Consider the following 24,043-nt stretch of genomic DNA (forward strand, 5'->3'; position numbering starts at 1 on the left):
GGTGGGTCGTCCGCGACTCGAACGCGGGACCAACGGATTAAAAGTCCGCTGCTCTACCAACTGAGCTAACGACCCATCTCGTTTTGATGGAGCGTATTGTAGCAAGATCTGTAACGAGCGCAAGAGAAAAATCGCAAAGTTGTTGATGTTTGATTATAAATACAACAACTTTGCCTGATTTTATACAAAAAAATGCCGTTTTTTCAGTTTAGAAGCGATATTGGTACTGTTGAATATTGCTATAGATTTCTGTATTCATGTCGCAATAGGCCTTGCTATTTGGCAACAAGACTAAAATTTGCTCATCGGTTTTTTCAGGATTGAAAGCTTGCTCTTTCAATTTATTCTTCTGATATTTAAAGGTGCCTGTGGTTTCAACCTGTTTCTGTACTCGTAAAAATACAGGCACAGCATAGGCAGGTAGGCTCTTTTTAAAGCAACTGACCATCGCTTGCAAATCTTGTTCATTCAGCTGGGCTTGTTCTGCTAATGTAATGGCTGCCATGCCTGCACGACCATTGGTATGCGGAATTTCTACGCCATAGACCACCGCTTCAACAATTTTAGGATATTCACACAACATGTTCTCCACTTCTGTAGTCGAGACATTTTCACCTTTCCAGCGGAAAGTATCCCCCAAGCGGTCGACAAACTGTGCATGACGGAAGCCAATATCGCGCACCAAATCACCCGTGTTAAAGTAGGCATCACCTTGTTTAAACACGTTTTGCATAATCACGGATTTGTTCTTTTCAGGGTCGGTATAGCCATCAAAAGGTGAGCGGCGGGTAATTTTGCCGACCAATAGTCCGACATCCCCTTTAGCGACTTTTTGACACCAGCCTTGTTCATTACGAATCGGCTCATTTTTTTCTTTGTCGAATTGAATAATCGCATACGGTGTAGGCGAGAAACCCACGGTATTGTCGAAATTAAATACGTTGCTAAAGCCGACATTGCCTTCACTAGAGGCATACAGTTCCAGTACTTCCTCAACACCAAAACGTTGTTTAAATTTGTCCCAAATATTCGGGCGCATACCATTACCAATCATCTTTTTCACACGATGGGCACGGTCTACATCCGATGCAGGTGCATCCATTAAGTAGCGGCACAATTCACCGACATAGCCAATTGCAGAGGCATCAAATTTCTGTACGTCTTTCCAGAAAGAGGAAGTTGAGTATTTGCGACGCAGTGCCAATGCAGCACCACCTGCAATCACGCCACACCAGCACACCACGATGCCTGTAGCATGGTAAAGCGGCAGGGTCACATACATCACGTCTTTGCTGTTTAAGTCCAGCACGTGCCCGTAAGTGCCATAGGCGAGAGTCCAGCGACTGTGGGTGAAAATCACGGCTTTAGGTAAGCCTGTGGTGCCCGAAGTGTAGATGTAAAATAAACCATCTTTGCCTTTGACACTGTGTGTGGTTGGCGTGTTAAAGGTCGGAAAGGTGATAATTTCATTAGTCAAATTTAAATACTGAGCCGGTGCTGTACCTGCATCTTGGCGTGTTTCTTGATCGGCAAACCAGTAAAAACGCTGCTCGGGTAAATTCAACTCTTGGCGGATTTCATCAACCGCCGCGCGACACTCTTCACCAACAATCAGGGCAATTGGATTGACTAAATTGATGCTATATGCCAGTACCTTGCCGACTTGAGAGGTATTGACCAGTGCAGCAGTCACGCCAATTTTTGCCAGTGCCAGTACACTGGCAACCAATTCAGGGCGGTTTTCAATCATCACCGCAATCACATCACCTTTTTGCGCACCAATTGATAAATAATAGTGTCCAATTTGATTGGCCCAATCATTGAGTTGCTGGTAAGTGTATTTTTGTTCTTCAAACAGGAGTGCAGCGCCATGCGGATTACGTTTAACCGCTTTTTCAAAGGCAATTCCTAAGCCAGCAGGAGAATTTGGGGTACGGATATATGCCTGTTTCAGCCCTGTAACCAGATGCGGCAGTTTTCCTAGAAATTGTGGGATTTTGGCAGCGACGTCTTTAATTCCAATAAGATCGCTTTGTGTGGTTTGGCTCATAAGAATCCTATTTATTTTTCGTGTCCAATACGATGTCTTTGTCTACAGGTTGAACGAGATAATCTGTACTGTTGTCCTTTTAATCGTTTCTTTCTAGTGCAATCAACCTAATCTGCTCAAAATAACAAAAAAAACCTAGCCATCGAAATGACTAGGTTTTAATTTTTTCACAGCAATTGGGTAAATGCTTACTCTGCTGTTGGATTGGCTTTTTTCGGTGGACGACCACGTGGGCGGCGTGGACGAGCTTTTTCTTTCTCTTCCTTTTCAGCCGCTGTTTCTTCTGTCGCAGCTGCTTCAATTGCCGAATCTTCGACTACATCTACAGCCAGCTCAGTTTGCACAGGTTCTGCTTTGGTTTTGGCTTTGGTAGGTGCTTTAGTTTCAGCTACCGCTTCCTTTACTACAGCAGGTGTTTCAGCAACAGCTTCAGTTACAGCAGCTTCCACAGCAGCCTCTACAGGTTCAACCACAGCAGCAACTTCTTCAACTCCTGCTACGACAGCAGGTTCAGCGGCAACTGGCGTTTCTTCCACTTGAGCTTGTTTTGCTTGCGCTAGGGCTTGTTCAGCAGCTTGTTTTGCTAAACGACGACGCTCTCGCGGGTCATTGGCAACACGCTTCTCTGACTCAGGCTTTGGTGGTGTTAAATCCAATACCGGCGCAGGTTCAGCTTCATGTGTCGCTTTCGCCACTTCGACATCACGTGTGACCGGCTTCTTCTCTGCTTCTACCGTAGTAGAGCTGTTTAAGCTAGCTGCGTATTCAGCTGTGAACTTTTGTAGCGCACGGTTGAAGGTTGGGATTAAACCAAATTGCTCAATGAGCACGGCACAGTCGTCACCATAGACATGGCGAATTAAGCTGCCCACCGTGTATTGCGCCAAAGTTGGCACTTGCGAAGGGTTGAGCTTAGGTGCTTGCGCTTGTTTGGCTTGTGCATCACGTTGCTGACGACGACGCATACGCGGGTCATTGCTAGCACGTTTTACGTCTGAACGCGGCTTTTGCTCTTCCTTTGCATCACTAGGCGTTGCTTCTGGTTGAGCTTCTACCTTGCTTACCGCTTCCACAGGTGCGGTTTTCACGGCTTCTACAGGTTTAGCAGCAACTGGAGCGACATCTTCAACAGCAACGACTGGTGCAGTGTTGTTGATCGCAACGATTTCGCTTTGTGCTTGATCAACATTCACCACCAATGCCGTAGGGAGCATGTCTTGACGTGGAGCATCAATGAGTTCCACTTTGACTTGTTGCTCATCTACAACCACTGGCGCTGGAGCTGCTGCCGGAGGTTGTTGCTGTTCGTTAAATACGCTTTGGTCGCGGTGGCGATTTGGGCGATTTGGACGTTGCTGGTTGTTGCGGTCACGACGTGGAACAGCTTGTTGTTCAGCATGAGCTTCATTTTGTTGCTCTGGTTGCTGTTGACGTTGCTTGTGCTGACGCTTCTCACGCTGTTCTTGGCGTTGCTCTTGACGCGACATTTGCACAACTTCTTCAACCACTTGATTTTGTTCTTGTGGTTGTTGTTCGCGTGGTTCACGTTGCTTGTTGTTATTCCGCTTTTTGTTGTGACGTTGCGATCTTTCTTCTTTCTCTGCATTTTTCTCAGCAAAGTCACGTTGCTCGGCTTTTTGAGGAGCAGATGTTGCAGATAAGTACGCATTGTTGCTTGCCGCAGGTGCTGTTGCGATAGTAGCAGGCGTCGTCACTTGACCAAATTGACCACGGCTTACTGCACCACCATTGACCATTTGCTCGATTGCAGCAGCTGCATTGTTTGCTGTACGCGCTTGATCTACAGTTGCCGCTTGCTTTTGAACAAATAGGTTTTCTAGCCATGCACATGGGCTGCTTGATACCGCTGGAGCAGCAGGAGCAGGTGCTTGCTGTTGTTGAGCTACTTGCTGTGGCTTTCTCTTCGCCTGTTTTTCAGCAGCAGGTGCAACGCTTGGTTGTTGATCGGCATCTTCTAAGTGCCAATCTGAAGCTTCATAACCCAATTCTTTTTCGCTAGAACGTGTTGCTTCAGTACGCTCATAGCTGGTTGGCGCGAAGCCTTCAGGGTTATAAGAAATTTCGTAATGTGGGGTTTCTAAGTGTGGGTGTGGTAATACCGTCACACGTACATTCGAAGTTTGTTCTAAGTAAACCAAGCTGTGACGCTTTTCATTCAATAGGAATGCTGCAATTTCTACAGGCACTTCAACTTGAACTTCACCATGACGTTCACGTAACGCAATTTCTTCCACTTTACGCATAATTGAAAGTGAAAGTGAGCGTAAGTCACGCACCATACCTGTACCATGACAGCGTGGGCAGACATAACCAGTCGCTTCTTCTAGCGATGGACGTAAGCGTTGACGGCTCATTTCCATTAAACCGAAGCGAGACAATTGACCAAACTGAATACGTGCACGGTCGCTTTGTGTTGCTTCACGCAGTTTCGCTTCTACCATACGCTGGTTACGGTCTTTGGTCATGTCGATGAAGTCAATCACCACCAAACCACCGATATCACGTAAACGAAGTTGACGTGCGATTTCTTCTGCGGCTTCTAGGTTGGTATTTAACGCTGTTTCTTCAACATCGTGTCCACGTGTTGATTTCGCAGAGTTAATATCAATTGAAACTAGAGCTTCGGTTTGGTCAATTACGATTGAACCGCCAGAAGGGAGCTTCACTTCACGTTCATAAGCAGTTTGGATTTGGCTTTCGATACCAAAATGCGCAAATAATGGCTCATTTAAGGTATACGTTTTTAACTTGTCGATTTGACGAGGCATCACTGCTTTTACGAAGTTATAGGCTTCGTTATAGGCTTGCTCAGAGTCAATTAGGATTTCAGCCACATCATCACGTAAGTAATCACGAATCGCACGTGTGACCACACCTGCTTCTTGGTGAACCAACATTGGCGATGGGCCAGAACTCGCTGTGCTTTGGATTTGTGCCCAAAGATCGAGAAGGTGTTGCAGATCGAGTTGTAATTCTTCTTGAGAACGACCAATACCCGCAGTACGCACAATCACGCTCATGCCGCGAGGTACATTCAGTGATGCCAACATTTCTTTCAATTCGTCACGAACTGAACCTGAAATTTGACGGCTGATGCCACCACCTTTTGGATTGTTTGGCATGAGGACTAAATAACGACCTGCCAAAGAAATAAAGGTCGAAAGTGCAGCCCCTTTATTACCACGTTCTTCTTTTTCAACTTGAACTAAAAGCTCAGTGCCTTCTGTGATGAGTTCACGAATATTTGAAGTTTGACGAGGGTCTGCTTTGTAGTATGAGTTTGCGATTTCACGCATAGACAGGAAGCCTTGGCGTCCCGCACCGTATTCTACAAATACAGCTTCTAAAGAAGGCTCGACGCGAGTCACGTGACCTTTATAAATATTGGATTTTTTTTGTTCACGGGTACGATTTTCTAAATCAAAATCGTAAAGACGCTGACCTGTAACCAGTGCAACGCGGATTTCTTCGGCATGTGTTGCATTAATCAACATACGTTTCATGGGTGTAACACCTTATAGTGATACACAGCAAAAAATCGCTATTCACGTAGCGAACATCAAACATCATGGATCAAGCTCAGATCTCAAATAAACCGATTGCGGTCTGAGGTTTTATACTGGCCTTTTTAGCTAGGCATCAGTTTTGATTCACGTATCGATGATGGCAATACGGCTTCAATCTCTAAACGATTAAAGTCACCTGTACGCTTCACTGGCGGACGAGCGGTGCATTGGATGTGAGTAACTTTCACTGTCACATTGCTCGAAGAGCATCCCTACATAGAGTGTCTTGATACGGAATTATCGTCGTATCTTTACAAATTGTGCAGATCCAATGCATCAGACGCTGTAGCCTGAATGCTGTATCAGGGTGCGACTAATCTGATGTGTATCAGTTTACGTTTAAAAACCAACTTGAGGTTGGCGACATATTTTTTCAGGCAAACTGATTTATGTACCTGAGGTACAATTAAACGCAACAGTTTGCAGTTTTGCCGATATAATAAGCCTTCGGCGTCGGCATAATTCTTTTGGGACCTTTCCGAGTTGATAATCAAAATTTCAGCTATATTTCAATATCAATATAATTGAAATGTGCTGATGATGATTCACTTACGGTGGTTTCCGTGCGCTGACTATAGCAAACCTTGCATCATCTGCCTATGGGCTAAGCTTACGTTTCTAGTGAAAAGTATAGCCTAAATGATCAGTTTTTAATCAATTTTAGTATTTTTTTAGGTCACAGTATCTGTATGAATTCTACGCAAGAATGGCAAAGTGTCACTTGGTTTGAAGTGGATGAGCATCAAGCGGGTCAACGCATCGATAATTTTTTATTTAGCCGACTCAAGGGTGTACCGAAAAGTCGCATTTATCGTTTGATTCGTGAAGGGCAGGTGCGCGTGAATAAGAAGCGCATTAAAGCCGAAACCAAATTGGCCATTGGTGACCAAATTCGCGTTGCGCCTATTCGCTATGAACAAAAAGATGAAACGGCTGCACCAGTATCTGACAAAGTGGCACAGAGTTTACTCAGCCGTGTGGTGTATGAAGACGAAGGACTGATGGTGGTGAATAAGCCATCGGGCATTGCGGTACATGGTGGTAGTGGCATGGCCTATGGTCTGATTGAAGGCTTACGTGCGGCAACAGGTAAAAAATATTTAGAACTGATTCACCGAATTGACCGTGATACATCGGGTTTGGTGATGATTTCTAAAAAGCGCAGTGTGTTAAAAACCTTACAAGACATGTTGCGTGAACACAAAATCAAGAAAACCTATGCGGCTGTCGTGAAAGGTGTGGTGAGTTTAGACAAGCAACTGATTGATGCACCATTACACCGTTATGAACTCTCGAATGGCGAACGTCGTGTGCGTGTATCGAAAGAAGGCAAGGACTCGAAAACCCAATGGAATGTGGCGGAGCGTTTTATGCATGCGACTTTGGTGTATGCATCGCCACTTTCGGGTCGTACCCATCAAATTCGTGTGCATGGTTTAAGTATTGGTCATCCGCTGGTGGGGGATGAAAAATATGGACATGAAACCGAGTACAACGGTCCTAAACCACGTCGTTTATGTCTACACGCAATGCGTTTGGATATTCCAGGTTATCCGCCGATTGAAGCACCGTTGCCTGAAGATATACAGAGTATTGTGGCGCAGTTGCGAGCACAGAAGAAGGATTAAGCCTTTTCCCTCTCCTTTTGAGAGGGTTAGGGAGAGGTAATAAAATAGGACCTCTTTTGTAGTGATTAACTGGAAATGATGCTGTATTGGTCATCTTTTCAAAGATGAAAAGAAGCAAAAATCTTTTGTTGAGCTGATGGAACATCCTGCACGAGCTTTAAGCACTGCTTTAAAGCGAAGTGCACGTCAGCTCAACGGCGACATCCTTGTCACCATCGCGTGGCAAATACACCGTGTAAATTGTCTTTCATACAAGCAAATATTGGACTCCCGCATGAATAAACCTGTAGAACTGATTATCTTTGATTGGGATGGCACATTATTTGATTCAGTCGGGCAGATTGTGGCGAGTTTGTTGTTTGCAGCACAGCAATTTTCGCAACCGCTCACCCGTGAAGATGCCAAAAGTATTATTGGTTTAGGTTTGCCTGAAGTGGCACAGCGGTTATTCCCACAAGTTCCTGAATTGCACACCGAGATTTTGCAATGTTATGCCGAGCATTATGTCGCTAATTCCAAAGGCGATGTTTGGTTTGATGGCGTGGCAAATATGCTGAGTGAATTACGCGAAGCTGGTCTATTGTTGGCTGTTGCTACAGGCAAAAGCCGTAAAGGTCTGGATCGCGTCTTGGCTCAAACCAATAGCCACGAGTTATTTGTGACAACACGTGCTGCTAGTGAAACCCGTTCTAAACCGGATCCATTGATGTTGCAGGAAATTTTGCAGGTTACTGGACTCTGTGCCGAACAAGCCATTATGGTTGGCGATACCAGCTACGACTTGGAAATGGCGAGAAATATTGCTATGCCTCGCGTAGGAGTAAGTTATGGCGTACATACGCCTGAAACTTTAAAACAGTATCAACCTTTAACCATTGCCGATGATGTTGCCAGTTTAGCTCAGTTTTTAAATCGGCAAGTCAATGCTTCTGATGTGGCATAAGCAAAGTTGATCATTTTTTAAGGCGTGTAAGGATATGCGCCTAAAATTACTTTTGAATAACAAGAAAATCCGCTATGAGTCGTTCTATTCGATTACTGCATTTATTACAGCATCTCCGTGAACAGCGTTATCCTGTTACTGCGCAACGTTTGGCTGAACATTTACACATTAGTGTGCGAAGTGTTTATCGAGATATTGAAAGTTTACGTGATCAAGGGGTTAATATTGAGGGAAGTGTCGGTTTAGGCTTTAAATTGAAAGAAAATTTTCTCCTTCCACCCATGAGTTTGGATGAATCAGAAATTGAGGCCATGTATCTGGCATTACAATGGGCCAAATCTATTCCTGATCAAGCCTTACAACAGGCTTCACATTCGGTGTTAAGTAAATTAAGAGCAGTATTACCTCAAAGAAAACAAGAATTTTTAAATGATACTTATCTAAAATCCATTCATTCGTGGATTGAAGTCGACTCAACTGTTGTTGAACAAGTTCGTATCGCCATTCGTTTACAAACTAAAATCCAGATTGATTATATGGATGAGCAAAAACAGATTTCACACAGACAATTATGGCCGTTTGCATTGGGATATTTTAATGACAAAATGTTATTGGCTGCATGGTGTGAATTACGGGAAGATTTTAGAAATTTTCGTTTAGATCGCATACAAACGCTCGTATTGACTGAGCAAATCTATCCTCAGTTTAAACGTCATTTATTTCAACAATGGTGTCAAAAAGAATTTTCAAATTCAGAAAAATCACCCAGCACTACTGACAAAAACTGACACAGCTCAGGTCTATTCTAAAAAAACAATAAACACAGAGGATAGAACAATGGCTTTAACTTTATATACAAATAAGCAATCTCGAGGCGTTGTGGTGGATTGGCTCTTGCTTGATTTGGGGATTGAGGTTGAACGTGTAGAAGTCGCTTATGGCGCGGAAATGAAATCAGCCGAATTTTTAAAACTCAACCCATTTGGTAAAGTGCCTGTGTTGGTGGATGGCGATGTGGTGATTTATGAATTAGATGCCATTTGTGCATATTTGGCAGATAAATTCGCTGAAAAAGGTTTAGCGCCTGCACTCGATGATCCGAAAAGAGGTTTATATTATCGTTGGTTGTTCTTTGGTGCAGGCCCGTTTGCAGCAGCTTCCGACAATGAACATTTAAAAGTTCAGGTGGCGCCTGAGCAAAAAATGTTTATGGGCTATGGCGATTATCAGGATACCTATCAAGCCTTGATTCAAGGTTTGGAGCAGGCAAGCCCATATTTGTGCGGTGCACAGTTTACGGCAGCCGATATCAGTTTAGGCGCAATGCTCATGTGGCAATTAAAGATGAATTTATTAAAGCCACATCCAGCAATTGATCGCTATGTATTGGCCATACAGCAACGTGAAAGTTTAAAGAAAAATCCTGCTTTGTTTGCGGCATAACGCCATTTGACTCAAAAAAGCCTCTGATCAAAGAGGCTTTTTAAATTGTAGATCTATCTCAATAGACTGCTTGCGTATTATTTTTTAGTCGTAGCTGAAAAACTCAATCCCATCTATAAAGCTGAATTCTGAATAATTAGCGCATTTTTCTCTTTGATTTTTCTACATTGTTTATTTTGATGGATAAAACAAAAAAAGATTAATAAGTTATAGCTATTGTAAAAAATAAAATAAGTATTGGCATAAAACCGCCAATTTTCCGATGCTTAAGCTGTCTAAATATACACGTTTTTAGCGGTGGTTAGGGACAGCCATCAGATTTCATTTCGCACTTTCGTTAAATCGAAAAGATGCTGTCTACACGCTTCTCTCGCGCAAAACGTTATCTATCTTTATTTACAGTTTAAGGAAACCTAGATGTCGAATTCTGCTGTTGTTGAATCCGTTGCCTTGGCACTTCGTAACGCTGAGCTTACACAGACTGCGATTGCTCCTATTCGCCCACAACTGGGTGCGGAACAAGCAGACGTCGATATTGCGTATGCGGTTCAGGAAGTGAATACCCAGCGTGCCTTAAGCGAAGGCCGTCGTTTAGTCGGACGCAAAATTGGTCTGACCTCAAAAGTGGTTCAAGCACAACTTGGTGTGGATCAGCCTGACTTTGGAATGCTGTTTGCCGATATGGCGTATGGAGATGGCGAAGCCATTCCAGCGGGATTATTGATTCAGCCCAAAGTCGAAGCTGAAATCGCGCTGGTGATTAATAAAGATTTGACCCAAGAAAAACATAGCTATGCCGACATTATCAGTGCCACGGCCTATGCCTTGCCTGCAATTGAAGTGGTGGATAGCCGTATTGAAAACTGGAAAATTTCATTGATTGATACGGTGGCGGACAATGCTTCGTCGGCTGCGTTCGTGTTGGGTTCATGTCCAGTGTCCTTAGCACAACTGGATTTGGTCAATTGCAAAATGACCATGACGCATGGTGAAGAAGTGGTTTCGCAAGGTGTGGGTAAGGCGTGTCTAGCCAATCCCCTGAATGCTGCGGTATGGCTTGCCGATGAGATGGTACGCCGTGGTCGTCCATTGCTTGCAGGTGACATTATTTTAACCGGTGCTTTGGGACCTATGGTGGTTGCCCATCCTGGGGACGAATTCAAGGTTGAAATTGAAGGATTTGGTTCAGTCATCGCTGCTTTTGCTGCGGAATAAATGTGAATTTTAAGAGAGTGAATGCATGAAAAAGATTAAATGTGCATTAATTGGTCCAGGAAATATTGGGACTGATTTACTGTATAAATTGCAACGCAGTGAATTTCTGGAACCTGTGTGGATGGTCGGGATTGACCCAACCTCGGAAGGTTTGGCACGTGCTGCCAGCATGGGCATTAAAACTACGGCAGAAGGCGTAGACGGTTTACTGCCCCATGTACTTGCAGATGAAGTTCAGATTGCCTTTGATGCGACTTCAGCTTATGTACATGCAGAAAACAGCCGCAAGTTAAATGAGTTGGGTGTACAGATGATTGACCTGACACCTGCTGCGATTGGTCCGTTCTGTGTGCCGCCTGTAAATCTTCAAGAACTCTTGGATGCAGGTGAGTTGCCAAATGTGAACATGGTGACCTGTGGTGGTCAAGCGACCATTCCTATGGTGGCTGCGATTTCGCGTGTACAGCCTGTGAACTATGGTGAAATTATTGCCACAGTTTCGACCAAATCGGTCGGTCCGGGGACACGTAAAAACATTGATGAATTTACCCGTACCACGGCAGGCGCGATTGAAAAAGTTGGCGGTGCAAAACAAGGTAAAGCCATCATCATTATTAACCCAGCCGAACCTCCATTGATGATGCGTGATACCGTGCATTGCTTGGTCGAAGGTGAGCCTGATCAAGCGGCAATTACCGCTTCGGTGCAAGCTATGATCACAGAAGTACAAAAATATGTACCAGGCTATAAATTGGTGAATGGTCCTGTCTTTGATGGCAATCGTGTTTCGATTTTCCTAGAAGTGCAAGGTTTGGGCGATTTCTTGCCGACCTATGCAGGCAATCTCGACATTATGACTGCAGCAGCTGCACGAACCGCAGAAATGTTTGCAGAACGATTATTGGCAACCGCTGAAGTATAAGGAGCAACCCATGTCTAAGATTATTGTGCATGATATGACTTTGCGTGATGGGATGCATCCTCAGCGCCATCAAACTACGGTTGAGCAAATGATTGCAATTTCAACTGCTTTGGATGATGCGGGAGTACCGTTGATTGAAGTCACTCATGGTGATGGATTGGGTGGTTCATCGGTTAATTACGGTTTTGCTGCGGCAAGCGATGAAGAATACTTATCTGCTGTGGTGCCACGGATGAAAAATGCCAAAGTTTCGGCATTACTTTTACCTGGGATTGGTACGGTCGATCATTTGAAAATGGCGCATGAGATTGGAGTGTCGACCATTCGTGTGGCGACGCACTGTACCGAAGCAGATTGTTCAGAACAGCATATCACCGCTGCGCGTCATTTGGGGATGGATACAGTAGGTTTCTTGATGTTGGCACATATGGCATCACCTGAGCGTCTTTTAGAAGAAGCGAAAAAGATGGTGTCTTACGGGGCAAACTGTATTTATGTGACGGACTCAGCTGGTTATATGCTGCCACAAGATGTGACCGACCGTGTTGCTTTACTGCGCCAAGAATTGGACAGCAGTATTGAACTGGGTTTCCATGGTCATCATAACTTGGGCATGGGCTTAGCCAATACGGTGGCAGCGGTTGAAGCGGGTGCAATTCGTGTCGACTTGGCTTCTGCCGGCTTAGGTGCAGGCGCAGGCAATACACCATTGGAATTGTTTATTGCGGTGGCAAACCGTATGGGCATGGAAACAGGTGTGGATCTGTTTAAGGTACAAGATGTAGCAGAAGATTTGGTGATTCCAATGATGCTAAATCCAATCCGTGCCGACCGTGATGCAGCAACTTTAGGTTATGCGGGTGTGTATTCATCCTTCCTGTTATTCGCGAAACGCGCTGAAGCCAAATATGGTGTATCTGCCCGTGAAATTCTGTTGGAATTGGGACGTCGTGGAACCGTGGGTGGTCAGGAAGACATGATTGAAGATTTGGCGTTGACCATGTCTAAAGCGAAGGCTGCTTTGGTTTGATTTATTAATTAAAGCGAAGAATCGAAAGCATCTAATGTCTATAAGTTAAGGAGTTTCTCGTAAACTCCTTAACTTTTTTGCTTTTCATAATTTTGTTGAGTCTCTCAAGAATCATATACTTGGAGCTCGTATGTTACTTTGGATAAGCCCAAAGTAACCAAAGGCATTTGTCATTCGCAAAACTCGTCATATAATTGTTATTAAATAATTAATCGCAGAAACTTTACTTGCAAAATACAGTCTGCCTCAAACAATTGCGAATGCCATTTTCGCGTATTAAATAAAAAAGAAGATTCCAAAGGAAAGCTAATTTTATTTTATGAACTCACAATGAACCAAGTCATGATAGTTAAATAAGCTATAGGGAAAAATACTTTTCTTCCTTAATTTAATTGCATATTCGTCAGGTTCTCAGGCTGTTCCTTACACGCTTTAAATATAGAAAATATCTGTGATATGAGCGGTTTTTCTTATAATTCTGTAGCGAACTTGAAATTTTTCACTTTAAAATTTAAACAAAAAAACACTTAAGAATTGCAGTAATTCAGAGAATAAATCAGATTTGGCGAATAAAAACGGTATAGATTCAATCTTTCATTACATCTTGCGAAATTGGGTAAAGAGTGAGTTATTGTAATTTTATCTTAATCTAAAAAATACGAGGTCTATTCAGTGGGTTAAGTTGGGTTAAAGCGCATTTTCTTAAGACTGTGGTCGGATTTTTTCTGCTCGACAAGTTCCGCATGATGGCGTCATAGCTTAACGTGATCATTGGAATGAATATCATGCGTCGTCAAACTTTATGGACAGCCATCTGTGTTGCAACAGCAGCATTAGGTACAACTGCAACGAATGCAGAATTTATCGACGATAGCCAAGTCCAGCTCAAACTCAGAAATTTTTATTTAGACCGCCAGTATGAAACGGTGCCGCAAAACAATTGGGGCAGTTGGTCGCAAGGCATCACTTTAGATGCCAAATCAGGTTATGCCGAATTGGGTGGTTTGCAGTTAGGTGCCGATCTTTTGGTGCAACATGCATTCCGTTTAAATGGGCGTGACAAAAATGCCGATTGGGTACTTCCGCATAATGGACAAGAACAAGCCAGCAATTTCGGCAAAGTCGGTGCAACCTTAAAAGCCAAAGTGTCACAAACAGAATTGAAAGTCGGTGAGTTATTGCCTGTATCACCTGTGTTGGTGTTTGACCCATCACGTCAGTTACTCACGACCTATAGCGGGGCGTGGCTAGAGTCTAAAGAGCTGAAAGATACCAAACTGAGTTTGGCTTATATTGATGGCATTAATGCGCGTTATGACAATCAGTTTCAGGACTTAAGTTTATTCCCGAACAACAATCCGAATACCGCCAAAGCTGCAGATGGGATGTATATCGCGGGGATTGATCATCAGTTTAATCCAGCGATTGGTGCGAGTTATTGGTATGCCGATGTCAAAGACATTTATCAACAGCATTATGCTGGCATCAATTACAACACCAATTTAACTGCAAACACCAAGCTCAGCAGTCATGTGCGCTATTTTGATAACTCCGAGTCAGGCGACAAACTGTATGGTGACATTGACAACCAAGCCTTGTCGGTTGGTGCAAAATTCAATCATGGTGCGCATACGCTGGGTCTGGGCTATCAACAAATGTTTGGGGAAAATAATTTCCCAACGTTGGCTGGCTGGGTGCCGCAACCATATTTGGTGAACTGGTCTGTTGCGACCTTTACCAATGCCAAGGAGAAATCTTGGAGCGTGTCTTATGCTTATGATTTTGCAGGATTGGGGCTGAAAGGCTTGAATGCCAATGCCATTTATTTTGCAGGCTTTGATGCCAAAGCAGGCGGCAAGACCCATCAGGATGAACAAGAACTGAACCTGATTGTGAATTACACTGTGCCTGAAGGTAAACTCAAAGGTCTGGGGGTACAAGCCATGTATATCGACACCGATTATGACTGGAAAAGCGACCTAAAAGAATATCGTGTGGCGACCACCTATAGCTATAAATTCTAAGTTTTCAGCTGCAAGCGGGCGATTTGGTAACAAGTCGCTCTTTTTTTTATTGACGCGATCTTGAAATGCAGAGTAACGAATGGATTGTTGGTTTTAATTTAAAAATATTGTTTTAAAACATGGTCTTAAATAATCGTTTTTTTGTAGCGTGTGATCGAAAACAAGTATCAGTATGAGGCTTTTGAACAGGTAAGATGGAGCAGTAAAACCTGTCGAAATGAATGAATTGACCTGTCTTGAACACAGAATATCAGACAGGTCTTAGGCTGTACGAGGAGTATGTATGAGCACGGTCCAAATCCCGAATTACACCACCGACCCATTTTTTGGCTTGGAAGATAAATGGATTGAAACGGCTGAAGGTGAGTTAACCCATTACCATGAAGTGGGGCAAGGAACGCCGATTTTATTTTTACACGGCTCTGGAACAGGTGTTTCGGCAGCAGCAAACTGGTGGTTGAATTTACCTCAAATTGGTGAGCAAGCCCGTTGTATCGCCATCGATTCGATTGGCTATGGTCAAACAGTCGTGGCTGAAGGTACAGCGTATGGTATTCGCGCATGGGTCGATCATGCGGTGCGTACATTGGATGCGTTGGGCATTGAAAAAACGTGGCTGGTAGGAAATTCATTGGGTGGCTGGTTAGCCTTCCAAATGGTGCTGGATTATCCTGAACGAGTGTTGGGGATTGTATCGATGGGTACAGGCGGCGCCAAACAAACCGCTGCGCTGAAAGCACATGCCAACCCTGTATTGACCGAAGAAGGCATTAAAAACACCTTGTCGATGTTTGTGGTGGATAAGAGCCTGATTACCGATGAATTGGTGAAAGTTCGCTATGAAGCTGCGAAAAATGATTATGCTTCAGATCGTTTAATGGATGTGGTCGGTGCACGTGACCGCGACCGTTTTGAATTCCCGCTCGATTTTGAAAAAATGAAAGACATCCAAGTGCCTGTATTGTTGATTCATGGCGTTCAGGATGTGGTGATTCCCGTTTCACGCACATGGGATATCCTAAATACAGTTCCATTTGCCGATGCGCACATTTTTAGTCAGTGTGGACACTGGTCACAAGTGGAAAAAGCCGAAGAATTTAATACGGTGATTAAAGACTATTTGACCGCGCGTGGCGTGAAATAATCTGATCGAAAAGAAAAGGGATGCTTGAGCCATCCCTTTTTTATGTCTGAAGTTTCATCGAGGGAAAATCGCAAAATTAAAGCGTAATAAAGCCTTTGGCAACATTAATGCTGATGGCTAAAATGGAGGTGTTGAAACCATACCTCAGAATAATATGCAGAATATTTAAAATCCGCATGGAGCGGGACGTAATGGAAACATCGGCGGTTTGTGCCGAGGTGCCAATGACATAACTAAAGTATAGGAAATCAGGGGCGGTTAGATATTGGGTCTTGGGGAAATCCAGTCCTGCATCTTGCTCATCTGCCAGTGCCAGATAATAGTCATGGGCATAATGAATCGCAAAAATAGTATGCATAAAAAACCAAGCACTGATAATGGTCAGCAGTGAAAGTAAAAGATGCCCAAGCGTCAGCATTGAGTTGTGTGGCAAATGCATCAGTTCAATCACAATTGCAATCAGGTACATCCCCAGTGTGAGAATCACCAGCAATAAAATAATCCATTTACTGGCATCCTGCTGCTGTGCATGTTGCAAAATATGCTGATGATCGACAGCCCAGAGTGTGGGCAGGGTTTTTAGTAAATAACTGGAAACAGCAATATTCCAGCTAATCAGTAAACTAGTCGACCATGTCCAGTTGCTAAACAGGGTGAGTATGCCAAATAGTAGTGCGGTCAGCAAAAAGGTAATAAAAAAGAAAGGGGCGAAATTGCATCTCAGATTTTAGGCGATGCAAGGTGGGCATAGGCATAAAGCGCTCCCGTTTAATTTTTATTTTTTATCGTATGCCTGACAGTATAAAAATTCATGCTGGGGGTGCATCTGTGTAGACTTAAGTTGTAGGAAAAACCCTACAAAAAATCTGATTTTATTTTGCAATCGTATCGTAAAAATGAAGGCAGCGCTAAAAGTTCAGCAGGGATGGGGAGCATTACAGTTCAGAGTGGCGAGTTTTTGCTAGAAAATAGGCATTTTTACCGCAAAAAAAGCACACCAATATTTACTCAGAAAATAATGGTGTGCTCAAAATTCTGTTTCTCAATCGACCAAAGAGCGTATTAATTGCGATTTATATCCAAATAAAACACGCGCGTCAGCAATTCGATAAATTTATTGACGGCTTGCGAGGTATTATTTTTACGGTAGCTCACATACAAATCGAGCGAAGGTAATTCAACTTCGAGTGGGCGAATCACGGTATTGTTCATGGTCAGTGGCGCAATGTAGCCGGGTAAAATCGTACAGCCGAGTCCCATGCCAATCGAGTTGATATTGAAAAGAATATTGTCGGCTTTTTGCACAATATTGAATTCAATATTATTGGCCTTGGCAAATTCCAAAATGGTGTTGTGCAAAGTCAGCGACTGCTCTGCCGCAGGGATAATAAAATCAATCCCGTTCAAGGCTTTGACTGGAATGCGTTCGTATTTTGCCAAAGGATGATCTTTCGGAAGTAGGAACAGCAGTGGCTCACGCAACACAAACTGGCTTTCAATTTCATCATTATGAAAATTATGCCGTGTGAAGGTAATGTCCAGTTCACCTTTTTTGAGCAAACGCATTTGCTCAGTATTGTTCATACTCAGTAATTCAATTTTTAAATCAGCATTTTGTACGCGTAAATTCGGCAAAACATATGGGAAAATTTTCATTTCCGCGACAGGGACAAAACCAATGCGCAGCATTTGTTGTTTGGCTTGCGCCACTTGGCGTGCCATCGCCACAGCTTTGTCTGCTTGGGCTAAAGTTAGGCGGGCTTGTTCCAGAAAAACGGCGCCTTCTTCCGTGAGTTCTACTTTGCGTTTGGTTCGAAACAACAACTGCACCCCAACATCTTCTTCCAGATCTTTAATCTGTTGGCTTAAAGAGGGTTGAGCGGTATAAAGCTTCAAAGCCGCCTTACTAAAGTTAAGCTCTTCAGCAACGGTAATGAAGTAACGAAGGTGTCTAAGTTCCATATAAATAACCCACTGAGTAATCCAAAAAATGTCTTACCATGACTGCAGCAAAGTATAATCTATAAACAACTATGCCGTGAAGTTGATTCAAGCATTTAGAAAATAAATGGTCTTGAGCTTAGAGCTGAGATTTTAATCTAAGAAATCACTTTTTTAATAATTGCTAAAACGTATTAATTAAAACAAAAAAAATATTTCCCTAAAAGCGCCTAAAAAACCATGATTCCTCCAAAGTTGAGTCTATTTACGTTGTGCCGTGTATTGGTCGCAGGAGAGCTTTTCATGAGTGGAAAAATTGATGTGCGTGAAATCGACGCTTTGGTCGATGCACAAAATGGACGTATCTCGCCATCCATCTATACAGACCCAGATTTATACGAATTAGAACTTGAACGGGTGTTTGGGCGTACATGGTTATTTTTATGTCATGAAAGCCAAATTCCAAAGTCAGGCGACTTTTTCAATACTTATATGGGTGAAGACCCGATTATTGTGGCACGTCAAAAAGATGGCTCAATTAAAGCATTTTTAAACCAGTGCCGTCACCGCTCGATGCGCGTGAGTTTTGCTGACTGTGGGAACACCCGTGCCTTTACCTGTCCTTATCATGGTTGGTCTTATGGGGTCGATGGTTCACTCAAGGATATTCCACTGGAAGATCGTGCCTTCCCGCAAGGGGCGTGTAAAGAGAAGTGGGGCTTGGTCGAAGTTAACCGTGTCGAAAGCTACAAAGGTTTGATCTTCGGTTGCTGGGATGATACCACCCCAGACTTGGTTGAATACATGGGCGACATCGCTTGGTATCTTGATGGGGTGCTCGACCGTCGTCCAGGTGGCACGGAAATTATTGGTGGCGTGCACAAGTGGGAAATCGAGTGTAACTGGAAATTTGCCGCAGAACAGTTTGCCTCAGACCAGTACCATGCCTTGTTCTCACATGCTTCTGCGATTCAAGTGTTGGGTGCCAAACCAGACGATGATTCATCTAAACAACTCGGTGCTGCACAAACTGCGCGCCCAGTTTGGGAAACGGCTAAAGATGCCCTGCAATATGGTCAGCGCGGTCATGGTTCAGGCTTTTTCTTTACCGAAAAACCCGATGCTAACGTATGGGTAGATGGTGAAGTGGCCAACTACTTCCGCGAAACCTTTGACGAAGTGAAAGAGCGTTTAGGCGAGATCCGTGCCTTACGTTTGGCTGGACATAACACCATGTTCCCAACCTTGTCTTGGTTAAACGGCACAGCAACCCTGCGCGTATGGCACCCACGCGGTCCAAACAAAACTGAAGTTTGGGCATTCTGTATTGCCGATGCCGAAGCATCACAAGAAGTCAAAGATGCCTTTGAACGTTCAGCCACCCGTGCCTTTGGTCCAGCAGGTTTCCTTGAGCAAGATGACTCGGAAAACTGGGTTGAAATTCAGAAAGTCTTGCGCGGCTATAAAGCCCGTCAAAACCAACTGATTATGGAAATGGGCATGGGCAATGAGAAAGTCCGTGAAGATGGTATTCCAGGCATTACCAACTATATTTTCTCTGAAACAGCAGCGCGTGGTTTATACCGCCGTTGGGCAGACTTGCTGATCCATGAGAAATGGGAAGACGTTGAAGCCGCAGCCGAAGCTTATGAGAAGGAGCTTGTGAAATGAAAGCAGTCAGCTTAGAGCTTTATCATTCAATTAGCCAGTTTATGTATGCCGAAGCCAAGTTATTGGATGATTGGAAATTTCGGGAATGGCTGGATGTGCTGGCAGAGGATATTTCCTACACCTTACGCACCACGCCAAATGCACAAACCCGTGACCGTCGCCGTTCGGTCGAACCACCAACCACGTGGGTGTTTAATGACAATAAACACTTGTTGGAGCGTCGTGTAGCCCGTTTGGAAACGGGGATGGCTTGGGCAGAAGAGCCGCCATCACGGACCACGCATATGGTCTCGAATATTTTGGTCGAAGCGACTGAAGTAGAAGGGGAATATGATGTGCATCTGACTTATTTGCTGTATCGCACGCAAAAGGAAAAAGATGTGACCATCTATTGCGGCAAACGCTTAGACAAAATCCGTCAAGTTGATTCGGAGCTGGGTTGGCAGATTTTTAACCGCAAAATTGTATTGGATCAGGTGACCTATTCGTCACATAACTTGAGTGTGTTCTTCTAATGAATAAGATTTTTGTATGCCAAATCGATGAATTAGATGAAGGTGAAGCACTCAAGGTCGATTGTGGTGTCAATGGAATTGACGCCTTGGCCGTGTTCAACAATGGCGGAGAATTCTTCGCCATGAATGACCGTTGCTCGCATGGCAATGCCTCGATGTCAGAAGGCTATCTGGAAGAAGATGGCACGGTGGAATGCCCATTACATTCTGCCCGCTTCTGTCTTAAAACAGGTCAGGCATTGTGCCTGCCTGCAACGGATTCGATTCAGACATTTCCTGTGATTGTGGAAGATGGTGCACTGTACGTCCATATGGAAGGAGCATAAGCATGGGCTGGCTTGAGGGTGAAGTTGCCTTGATTACGGGCGGTGGCTCGGGGCTAGGCTGGGCTTTGGTCGAGCGCTTTTTAGAAGAAGGTGCTCAGGTTGCAGTGCTGCAACGCTCACAAGCCAAAGTGGATGCACTGAAAGCCCATTTCGGTGACCGAATTGTGGCAGTCACTGGCGACGTAGCGAATTTTGCCGATAACGTCCGTGCCGTACAAGCCGCAGTGGAACGCTTTGGCAAACTGGATTGCTTTATTGGCAATGCGGGAATCTGGGATCACTATGCCGACATCGTGAATATGTCAGGTGAACAGCTAGAAAATGCCTTTGATGAAATCATGGGAATTAATACCAAAGCATTGATTCTGGGCGCGAAAGCGGCACTGGATGAATTGGTGAAGTCCGAAGGTTCGATCATTTTCACCCTGTCCAATTCAGCGCTGTATTCTGCGGGCGGTGGTCCAATTTATACCGCATCGAAACATGCGGGTGTGGGTGTGATGAAAGAATTGGCGTATGAGCTTGCACCAAAGGTGCGAGTCAATGCCGTCGCGCCATCAGGCATGAATGTGAATATCAAAGGGGCAGCTTCTTTAGGGCAAGAGAACCTTGGTCTACTGGATGCACGCGACCCTGAAAAAATTGCACGCGGTATGCCGCTGAACTTCTTGCCTGAACCTGAAGAAATGACAGGTTCGTATGTGCTACTGGCATCACGCCAAAATAACCGTCCACTGACCGGTGTGTTAATCAATGCCGAATGTGGTCTGGGAATTCGCGGCTTACGTCAGCCTCGTGCTGGGTTCTTTGATGAATGATTGATTCACTGAATTACTCATCATTTAGGAATCCTCAGAGCTTTCAAACGTAAAGAAATTTCAAATCTAAATTGAATGAGGTTTGATGGGTATCTAAAGATCTTTGGTACGCGGAAATGTCATTCGCAATTATTTGAGGCGGGACTAGAGTCAAAACGAAATGTTTCTGCGATTCATTAATATCGCGCTGGTTGTTGCCGAGTTTTGCGAATGACAATGGTTTTGCCTACTTTTCCCAAAAGAAAAGTAGGTCGAACCGAAGGTTAGTTCGAAAATTTATACTTTCTTGGAAAGACTCCGCTTCATCATTTCAATGTTTAATTTTGACCCACTCTTTATATTGAAATCTTTGCATATTTTAAGGAAACACAGTCATTAAGCGACAGTTTCTATTTTGGAGTCACACATGGCCGTTAAACTCATTTGTGCATCGCACAGCCCATTAATGGAATTTGCCTCTCCGCAGGAACAACGCAAAGAGCAAGTTGTTCGTGACACGTTTGCCAAGCTGGCTGCGGAAGTCAAAGCCTACGATCCAACCTTAATCATTACTTTTGGTCCAGACCATTTTAATGGCTTCTTTTATGACTTGATGCCAAGTTTCTGCGTGGGTATTCGTGCCACAGCCGCAGGGGATTGGGATTATGGCAAAGAGCATCCTGAACTGAATGTGCCTGAAGCCACCGCGTTGCAATTGGTGCGCCGTGTCTTGGATGAAGGCGTGGATGTGGCTTATTCCTATCGTATGCAAGCCGATCATGGCGTGACTCAGCCCTTGCATTTCTTATGTGGTGGACAACTGAACCGTTATCCAACCATTCCAATTTTTATTAATGGTGCCGCAGCACCAATGCCAACCACCAAGCGTACGCTGGCTTTGGGTCGTGCAGTTGGGCAGTTCATTCAGTCTTTAAATCTGGAAAATGAACGGGTACTGATTTTAGGTACAGGCGGATTGTCACATGATCCACCGACACCACAAATGGGTTCGGTGCCTGCCGAGGTCGAAGAGTTCCTGATTTGTGGGCGTAATCCAACCGCAGAATCTCGTAACAATCGTCAAGCCAAAATTATTGCGGTGGGACAGAAACTGGCCGCGGGAGATATGTCCGTTGCTGTGCCACTGAATCCCGAATGGGATCGGGCATTACTCGACACATTGGCCAAAGCAGACTTTGCCGCGATTGAAGCCATGACTGAAGCAGATATCCGTCGTGATGGTGGCCGTGGCGGACAGGAAGTCCGTTCATGGATGGCGGCATTTTCAGCCTTGCATGAGTTGGGCGAATACCACATGACCACACATTGCTATGAAGCGATCAGTGAATGGATTGCGGGCTTTGGCATCGTATCAGCAGAGTTAAAAGGGTAAATTCATGAGTACGATTGAAACCATCATCATTGTGGGTGCAGGACAGGCGGGCGCGAGCGCGATTTTAGAACTACGTGGCAATCAATACCAAGGCAAAATCATTTTGGTGGGAGATGAAAGCCATCTTCCTTATGAGCGTCCACCTTTATCCAAAGATGTGATTTTAAAGCCAGAAGCTACCAAAATAGAAATTCTGTCGGAAGCCAAACTAGCAGAGTTAGGTGTTGAGGTGATCCGCAACAATGGCGTAGTCAAACTGAATGCTGAAGCCAAAACCGTGACCCTGAAAAATGGTGATGTGTTGGCGTATGACAAACTGTTGCTGGCTACAGGTGGCGCAGCACGTCGCTTGCCGAATTTCGATGCCTTGGGGCAGCAGGTGTATACCTTACGTAATTTGGAAGACTCACAAGCCTTGGTGCCTGTGCTGCAACCTGAACGTCGCATTGTACTCATTGGAGGCGGTGTCATTGGTTTGGAACTGGCTTCTTCGGCACGTTTTAAAGATTGCCAAGTGACGGTCATTGAAATGGGTCCAATGCTGATGGGGCGTTCTTCACCCCAGCTTTTAAGCGATTTTTTGTTGGCACAGCAGCGTCAAGCGGGTGTCGATGTCCGTTTGAATACTCAAATCAGCAACTGTCGTTTAGATGGTGAAGAAGTCGTGATCACGCTTGCTGATGGAGAGGAACTGCGTGCCGATGCGGTGATTTACGGGATTGGGATAGTGCCGAATGCCCAACTGGCAGTGGATGCAGGTTTAGCGGTTGATTTTGCTATTCAGGTCAATGAAAACTGCCAAAGCTCAGATCCTGATATTTATGCTGCGGGCGATGTTGCGACTCAGTTACGTGCTGATGGACAGTATCGTCGCGTAGAAACTTGGGAAAATGCCAATCTGCAAGCAGGTATTTTTGCACGCCATGTGATGGGAGTGGAACATCCTCAAGTCAATCCTGCATGGTTCTGGACGGATCAGCTGGAGATTAATTATCAGTTTGTTGGCGATATGCAGGCAGCGCAGTGGCATGTACGCGGTGAAATGGATGCCAGTTTAGGTTCAGCCTGTTCTTGTGTGCTGTTTGGTGTGACCGATGGTGTTGTGGTGGGTGGTATTACCATCAATGCCGCCAAAGAAATGCGCCATCTGAAAAAAATGATCAGTAAACAACAGCCTTTCGACGCAGAAAAGCATTTAGATCTGGTGCAAGACTTACGTAAAATTGCTTAAGTTTTTGAGTTTACAACCTCGGCAGACTGAGTCGGATTTAAGTCTGCCGCTTTTTTTTGTGATGTATCTGTTATTTTCAATGCTTACTCGATTGGAGAGCGCGAGAAAGCATAGCAAAGTCTAAAGTTTATATTTTGTTGTTTGGCTTGAATTAGCCAATAGAGTATCTACAATAAGAAACAC

General features: G+C 44.4%; 19 protein-coding genes, 1 tRNA gene and 1 pseudogene. 15 read left to right on the plus strand and 6 right to left on the minus strand.

Features of this window, described 5'->3' with window-relative positions; translation table 11 throughout:
* Positions 1–2 precede the first annotated feature (2 nt).
* From MKI85_RS05210 to MKI85_RS16905, 4 genes are all read right to left on the minus strand, one after another.
* Positions 3–75: transfer RNA gene (locus MKI85_RS05210), tRNA-Lys, on the minus strand.
* Between the two features lie 133 nt (positions 76–208).
* Positions 209–2,050, minus strand: coding sequence for a long-chain-acyl-CoA synthetase (locus MKI85_RS05215; protein WP_241625661.1), 1,842 nt, complete (start codon positions 2,048–2,050; stop codon positions 209–211).
* Positions 2,051–2,238: 188 nt separating this feature from the next.
* Positions 2,239–5,574, minus strand: coding sequence for an Rne/Rng family ribonuclease (locus tag MKI85_RS05220; RefSeq protein ID WP_241625663.1), 3,336 nt, complete (start codon positions 5,572–5,574; stop codon positions 2,239–2,241).
* Between the two features lie 125 nt (positions 5,575–5,699).
* On the minus strand, positions 5,700–5,825 hold the full coding sequence (locus tag MKI85_RS16905) for a hypothetical protein (protein ID WP_281070019.1): 126 nt from the start codon (positions 5,823–5,825) through the stop codon (positions 5,700–5,702).
* A 501-nt stretch (positions 5,826–6,326) separates the two neighbouring features.
* Between MKI85_RS16905 and MKI85_RS05225 the strand changes: the two genes are divergently transcribed.
* The 9 genes from MKI85_RS05225 (at position 6,327) to MKI85_RS05265 (ending at position 15,986) form a co-directional block, all read left to right on the plus strand.
* On the plus strand, positions 6,327–7,265 hold the full coding sequence (locus tag MKI85_RS05225; RefSeq protein WP_241625665.1) for an RluA family pseudouridine synthase: 939 nt from the start codon (positions 6,327–6,329) through the stop codon (positions 7,263–7,265).
* A 274-nt stretch (positions 7,266–7,539) separates the two neighbouring features.
* Positions 7,540–8,208, plus strand: coding sequence for an HAD-IA family hydrolase (locus tag MKI85_RS05230; protein WP_241625666.1), 669 nt, complete (start codon positions 7,540–7,542; stop codon positions 8,206–8,208).
* 74 nt (positions 8,209–8,282) lie between these two features.
* On the plus strand, positions 8,283–8,996 hold the full coding sequence (locus MKI85_RS05235) for a helix-turn-helix transcriptional regulator (protein ID WP_241625668.1): 714 nt from the start codon (positions 8,283–8,285) through the stop codon (positions 8,994–8,996).
* Between the two features lie 49 nt (positions 8,997–9,045).
* The gene (locus MKI85_RS05240; protein ID WP_241625670.1) at positions 9,046–9,651 is read left to right on the plus strand and encodes a glutathione S-transferase family protein; all 606 of its coding nucleotides are present in this window, start codon (positions 9,046–9,048) and stop codon (positions 9,649–9,651) included.
* Between the two features lie 417 nt (positions 9,652–10,068).
* Positions 10,069–10,866, plus strand: coding sequence for a fumarylacetoacetate hydrolase family protein (locus MKI85_RS05245; RefSeq protein ID WP_241625673.1), 798 nt, complete (start codon positions 10,069–10,071; stop codon positions 10,864–10,866).
* A gap of 25 nt (positions 10,867–10,891) precedes the next feature.
* Complete coding sequence (locus MKI85_RS05250; RefSeq protein ID WP_241625675.1) at positions 10,892–11,788, plus strand: acetaldehyde dehydrogenase (acetylating); 897 nt, start codon at positions 10,892–10,894, stop codon at positions 11,786–11,788.
* Positions 11,789–11,798: 10 nt separating this feature from the next.
* On the plus strand, positions 11,799–12,818 hold the full coding sequence (gene dmpG, locus MKI85_RS05255; protein WP_241625677.1) for a 4-hydroxy-2-oxovalerate aldolase: 1,020 nt from the start codon (positions 11,799–11,801) through the stop codon (positions 12,816–12,818).
* 785 nt (positions 12,819–13,603) lie between these two features.
* Entirely contained in the window at positions 13,604–14,842 is a 1,239-nt protein-coding gene (locus tag MKI85_RS05260) for an OprD family outer membrane porin (protein WP_241625679.1), read from the plus strand.
* Between the two features lie 283 nt (positions 14,843–15,125).
* Entirely contained in the window at positions 15,126–15,986 is an 861-nt protein-coding gene (locus MKI85_RS05265; RefSeq protein WP_241625681.1) for an alpha/beta fold hydrolase, read from the plus strand.
* A gap of 76 nt (positions 15,987–16,062) precedes the next feature.
* On the opposite strand, the pseudogene MKI85_RS05270 reads toward MKI85_RS05265, so the two are convergent.
* Together MKI85_RS05270 and hcaR are read right to left on the minus strand one after the other, a co-directional pair.
* Positions 16,063–16,741, minus strand: a pseudogene (locus MKI85_RS05270) (DUF1345 domain-containing protein).
* Between the two features lie 307 nt (positions 16,742–17,048).
* The gene (hcaR, locus tag MKI85_RS05275) at positions 17,049–17,948 is read right to left on the minus strand and encodes a DNA-binding transcriptional regulator HcaR (protein ID WP_241625685.1); all 900 of its coding nucleotides are present in this window, start codon (positions 17,946–17,948) and stop codon (positions 17,049–17,051) included.
* A gap of 282 nt (positions 17,949–18,230) precedes the next feature.
* Between hcaR and hcaE the strand changes: the two genes are divergently transcribed.
* From hcaE to hcaD, 6 genes are all read left to right on the plus strand, one after another.
* Positions 18,231–19,598 (plus strand): 3-phenylpropionate/cinnamic acid dioxygenase subunit alpha, encoded by a 1,368-nt coding sequence (gene hcaE / locus MKI85_RS05280; RefSeq protein WP_241625688.1) that lies wholly within the window; start codon positions 18,231–18,233, stop codon positions 19,596–19,598.
* A complete protein-coding gene (gene hcaF, locus MKI85_RS05285; protein WP_241625689.1) occupies positions 19,595–20,113 on the plus strand; it encodes a 3-phenylpropionate/cinnamic acid dioxygenase subunit beta in 519 nt (172 codons plus the stop codon). Before hcaE ends, hcaF begins: the two co-directional genes overlap by 4 nt.
* Positions 20,113–20,439 carry a 3-phenylpropionate/cinnamic acid dioxygenase ferredoxin subunit gene (gene hcaC / locus MKI85_RS05290; protein ID WP_241625691.1) on the plus strand — a complete coding sequence of 109 codons (327 nt, stop codon included), beginning with the start codon at positions 20,113–20,115 and terminating at the stop codon, positions 20,437–20,439. The genes hcaF and hcaC overlap by 1 nt, the downstream gene beginning before the upstream one ends.
* A 2-nt stretch (positions 20,440–20,441) precedes the next feature.
* Positions 20,442–21,257, plus strand: a complete 816-nt coding sequence (gene hcaB / locus MKI85_RS05295; RefSeq protein ID WP_241625694.1) for a 3-phenylpropionate-dihydrodiol/cinnamic acid-dihydrodiol dehydrogenase — start codon at positions 20,442–20,444, stop codon at positions 21,255–21,257.
* Between the two features lie 406 nt (positions 21,258–21,663).
* Positions 21,664–22,629 carry a 3-carboxyethylcatechol 2,3-dioxygenase gene (locus MKI85_RS05300; RefSeq protein WP_241625696.1) on the plus strand — a complete coding sequence of 322 codons (966 nt, stop codon included), beginning with the start codon at positions 21,664–21,666 and terminating at the stop codon, positions 22,627–22,629.
* A gap of 4 nt (positions 22,630–22,633) precedes the next feature.
* On the plus strand, positions 22,634–23,860 hold the full coding sequence (hcaD, locus tag MKI85_RS05305) for a 3-phenylpropionate/cinnamic acid dioxygenase ferredoxin--NAD(+) reductase subunit (protein ID WP_241625698.1): 1,227 nt from the start codon (positions 22,634–22,636) through the stop codon (positions 23,858–23,860).
* Positions 23,861–24,043: the final 183 nt, after the last annotated feature.

It is taken from the genome of Acinetobacter zhairuonensis, assembly GCF_022601715.1.
Taxonomy (GTDB): domain Bacteria; phylum Pseudomonadota; class Gammaproteobacteria; order Pseudomonadales; family Moraxellaceae; genus Acinetobacter.

Bases quoted from the DNA above. Each gene is read 5' to 3' on its own strand.
- dmpG (WP_241625677.1), top strand. From the start codon at position 11,799: ATGTCTAAGATTATTGTGCATGATATGACTTTGCGTGATGGGATGCAT.
- hcaE (WP_241625688.1), top strand. From the start codon at position 18,231: ATGAGTGGAAAAATTGATGTGCGTGAAATCGACGCTTTGGTCGATGCA.
- MKI85_RS05245 (WP_241625673.1), top strand. From the start codon at position 10,069: ATGTCGAATTCTGCTGTTGTTGAATCCGTTGCCTTGGCACTTCGTAAC.
- hcaC (WP_241625691.1), top strand. From the start codon at position 20,113: ATGAATAAGATTTTTGTATGCCAAATCGATGAATTAGATGAAGGTGAA.
- hcaB (WP_241625694.1), top strand. From the start codon at position 20,442: ATGGGCTGGCTTGAGGGTGAAGTTGCCTTGATTACGGGCGGTGGCTCG.
- hcaD (WP_241625698.1), top strand. From the start codon at position 22,634: ATGAGTACGATTGAAACCATCATCATTGTGGGTGCAGGACAGGCGGGC.
- MKI85_RS05225 (WP_241625665.1), top strand. From the start codon at position 6,327: ATGAATTCTACGCAAGAATGGCAAAGTGTCACTTGGTTTGAAGTGGAT.
- MKI85_RS05265 (WP_241625681.1), top strand. From the start codon at position 15,126: ATGAGCACGGTCCAAATCCCGAATTACACCACCGACCCATTTTTTGGC.
- hcaF (WP_241625689.1), top strand. From the start codon at position 19,595: ATGAAAGCAGTCAGCTTAGAGCTTTATCATTCAATTAGCCAGTTTATG.
- MKI85_RS05235 (WP_241625668.1), top strand. From the start codon at position 8,283: ATGAGTCGTTCTATTCGATTACTGCATTTATTACAGCATCTCCGTGAA.
- MKI85_RS05240 (WP_241625670.1), top strand. From the start codon at position 9,046: ATGGCTTTAACTTTATATACAAATAAGCAATCTCGAGGCGTTGTGGTG.
- MKI85_RS05220 (WP_241625663.1), bottom strand. From the start codon at position 5,574: ATGAAACGTATGTTGATTAATGCAACACATGCCGAAGAAATCCGCGTT.
- MKI85_RS05260 (WP_241625679.1), top strand. From the start codon at position 13,604: ATGCGTCGTCAAACTTTATGGACAGCCATCTGTGTTGCAACAGCAGCA.
- MKI85_RS05300 (WP_241625696.1), top strand. From the start codon at position 21,664: ATGGCCGTTAAACTCATTTGTGCATCGCACAGCCCATTAATGGAATTT.
- MKI85_RS05250 (WP_241625675.1), top strand. From the start codon at position 10,892: ATGAAAAAGATTAAATGTGCATTAATTGGTCCAGGAAATATTGGGACT.
- MKI85_RS05230 (WP_241625666.1), top strand. From the start codon at position 7,540: ATGAATAAACCTGTAGAACTGATTATCTTTGATTGGGATGGCACATTA.
- MKI85_RS05215 (WP_241625661.1), bottom strand. From the start codon at position 2,050: ATGAGCCAAACCACACAAAGCGATCTTATTGGAATTAAAGACGTCGCT.
- hcaR (WP_241625685.1), bottom strand. From the start codon at position 17,948: ATGGAACTTAGACACCTTCGTTACTTCATTACCGTTGCTGAAGAGCTT.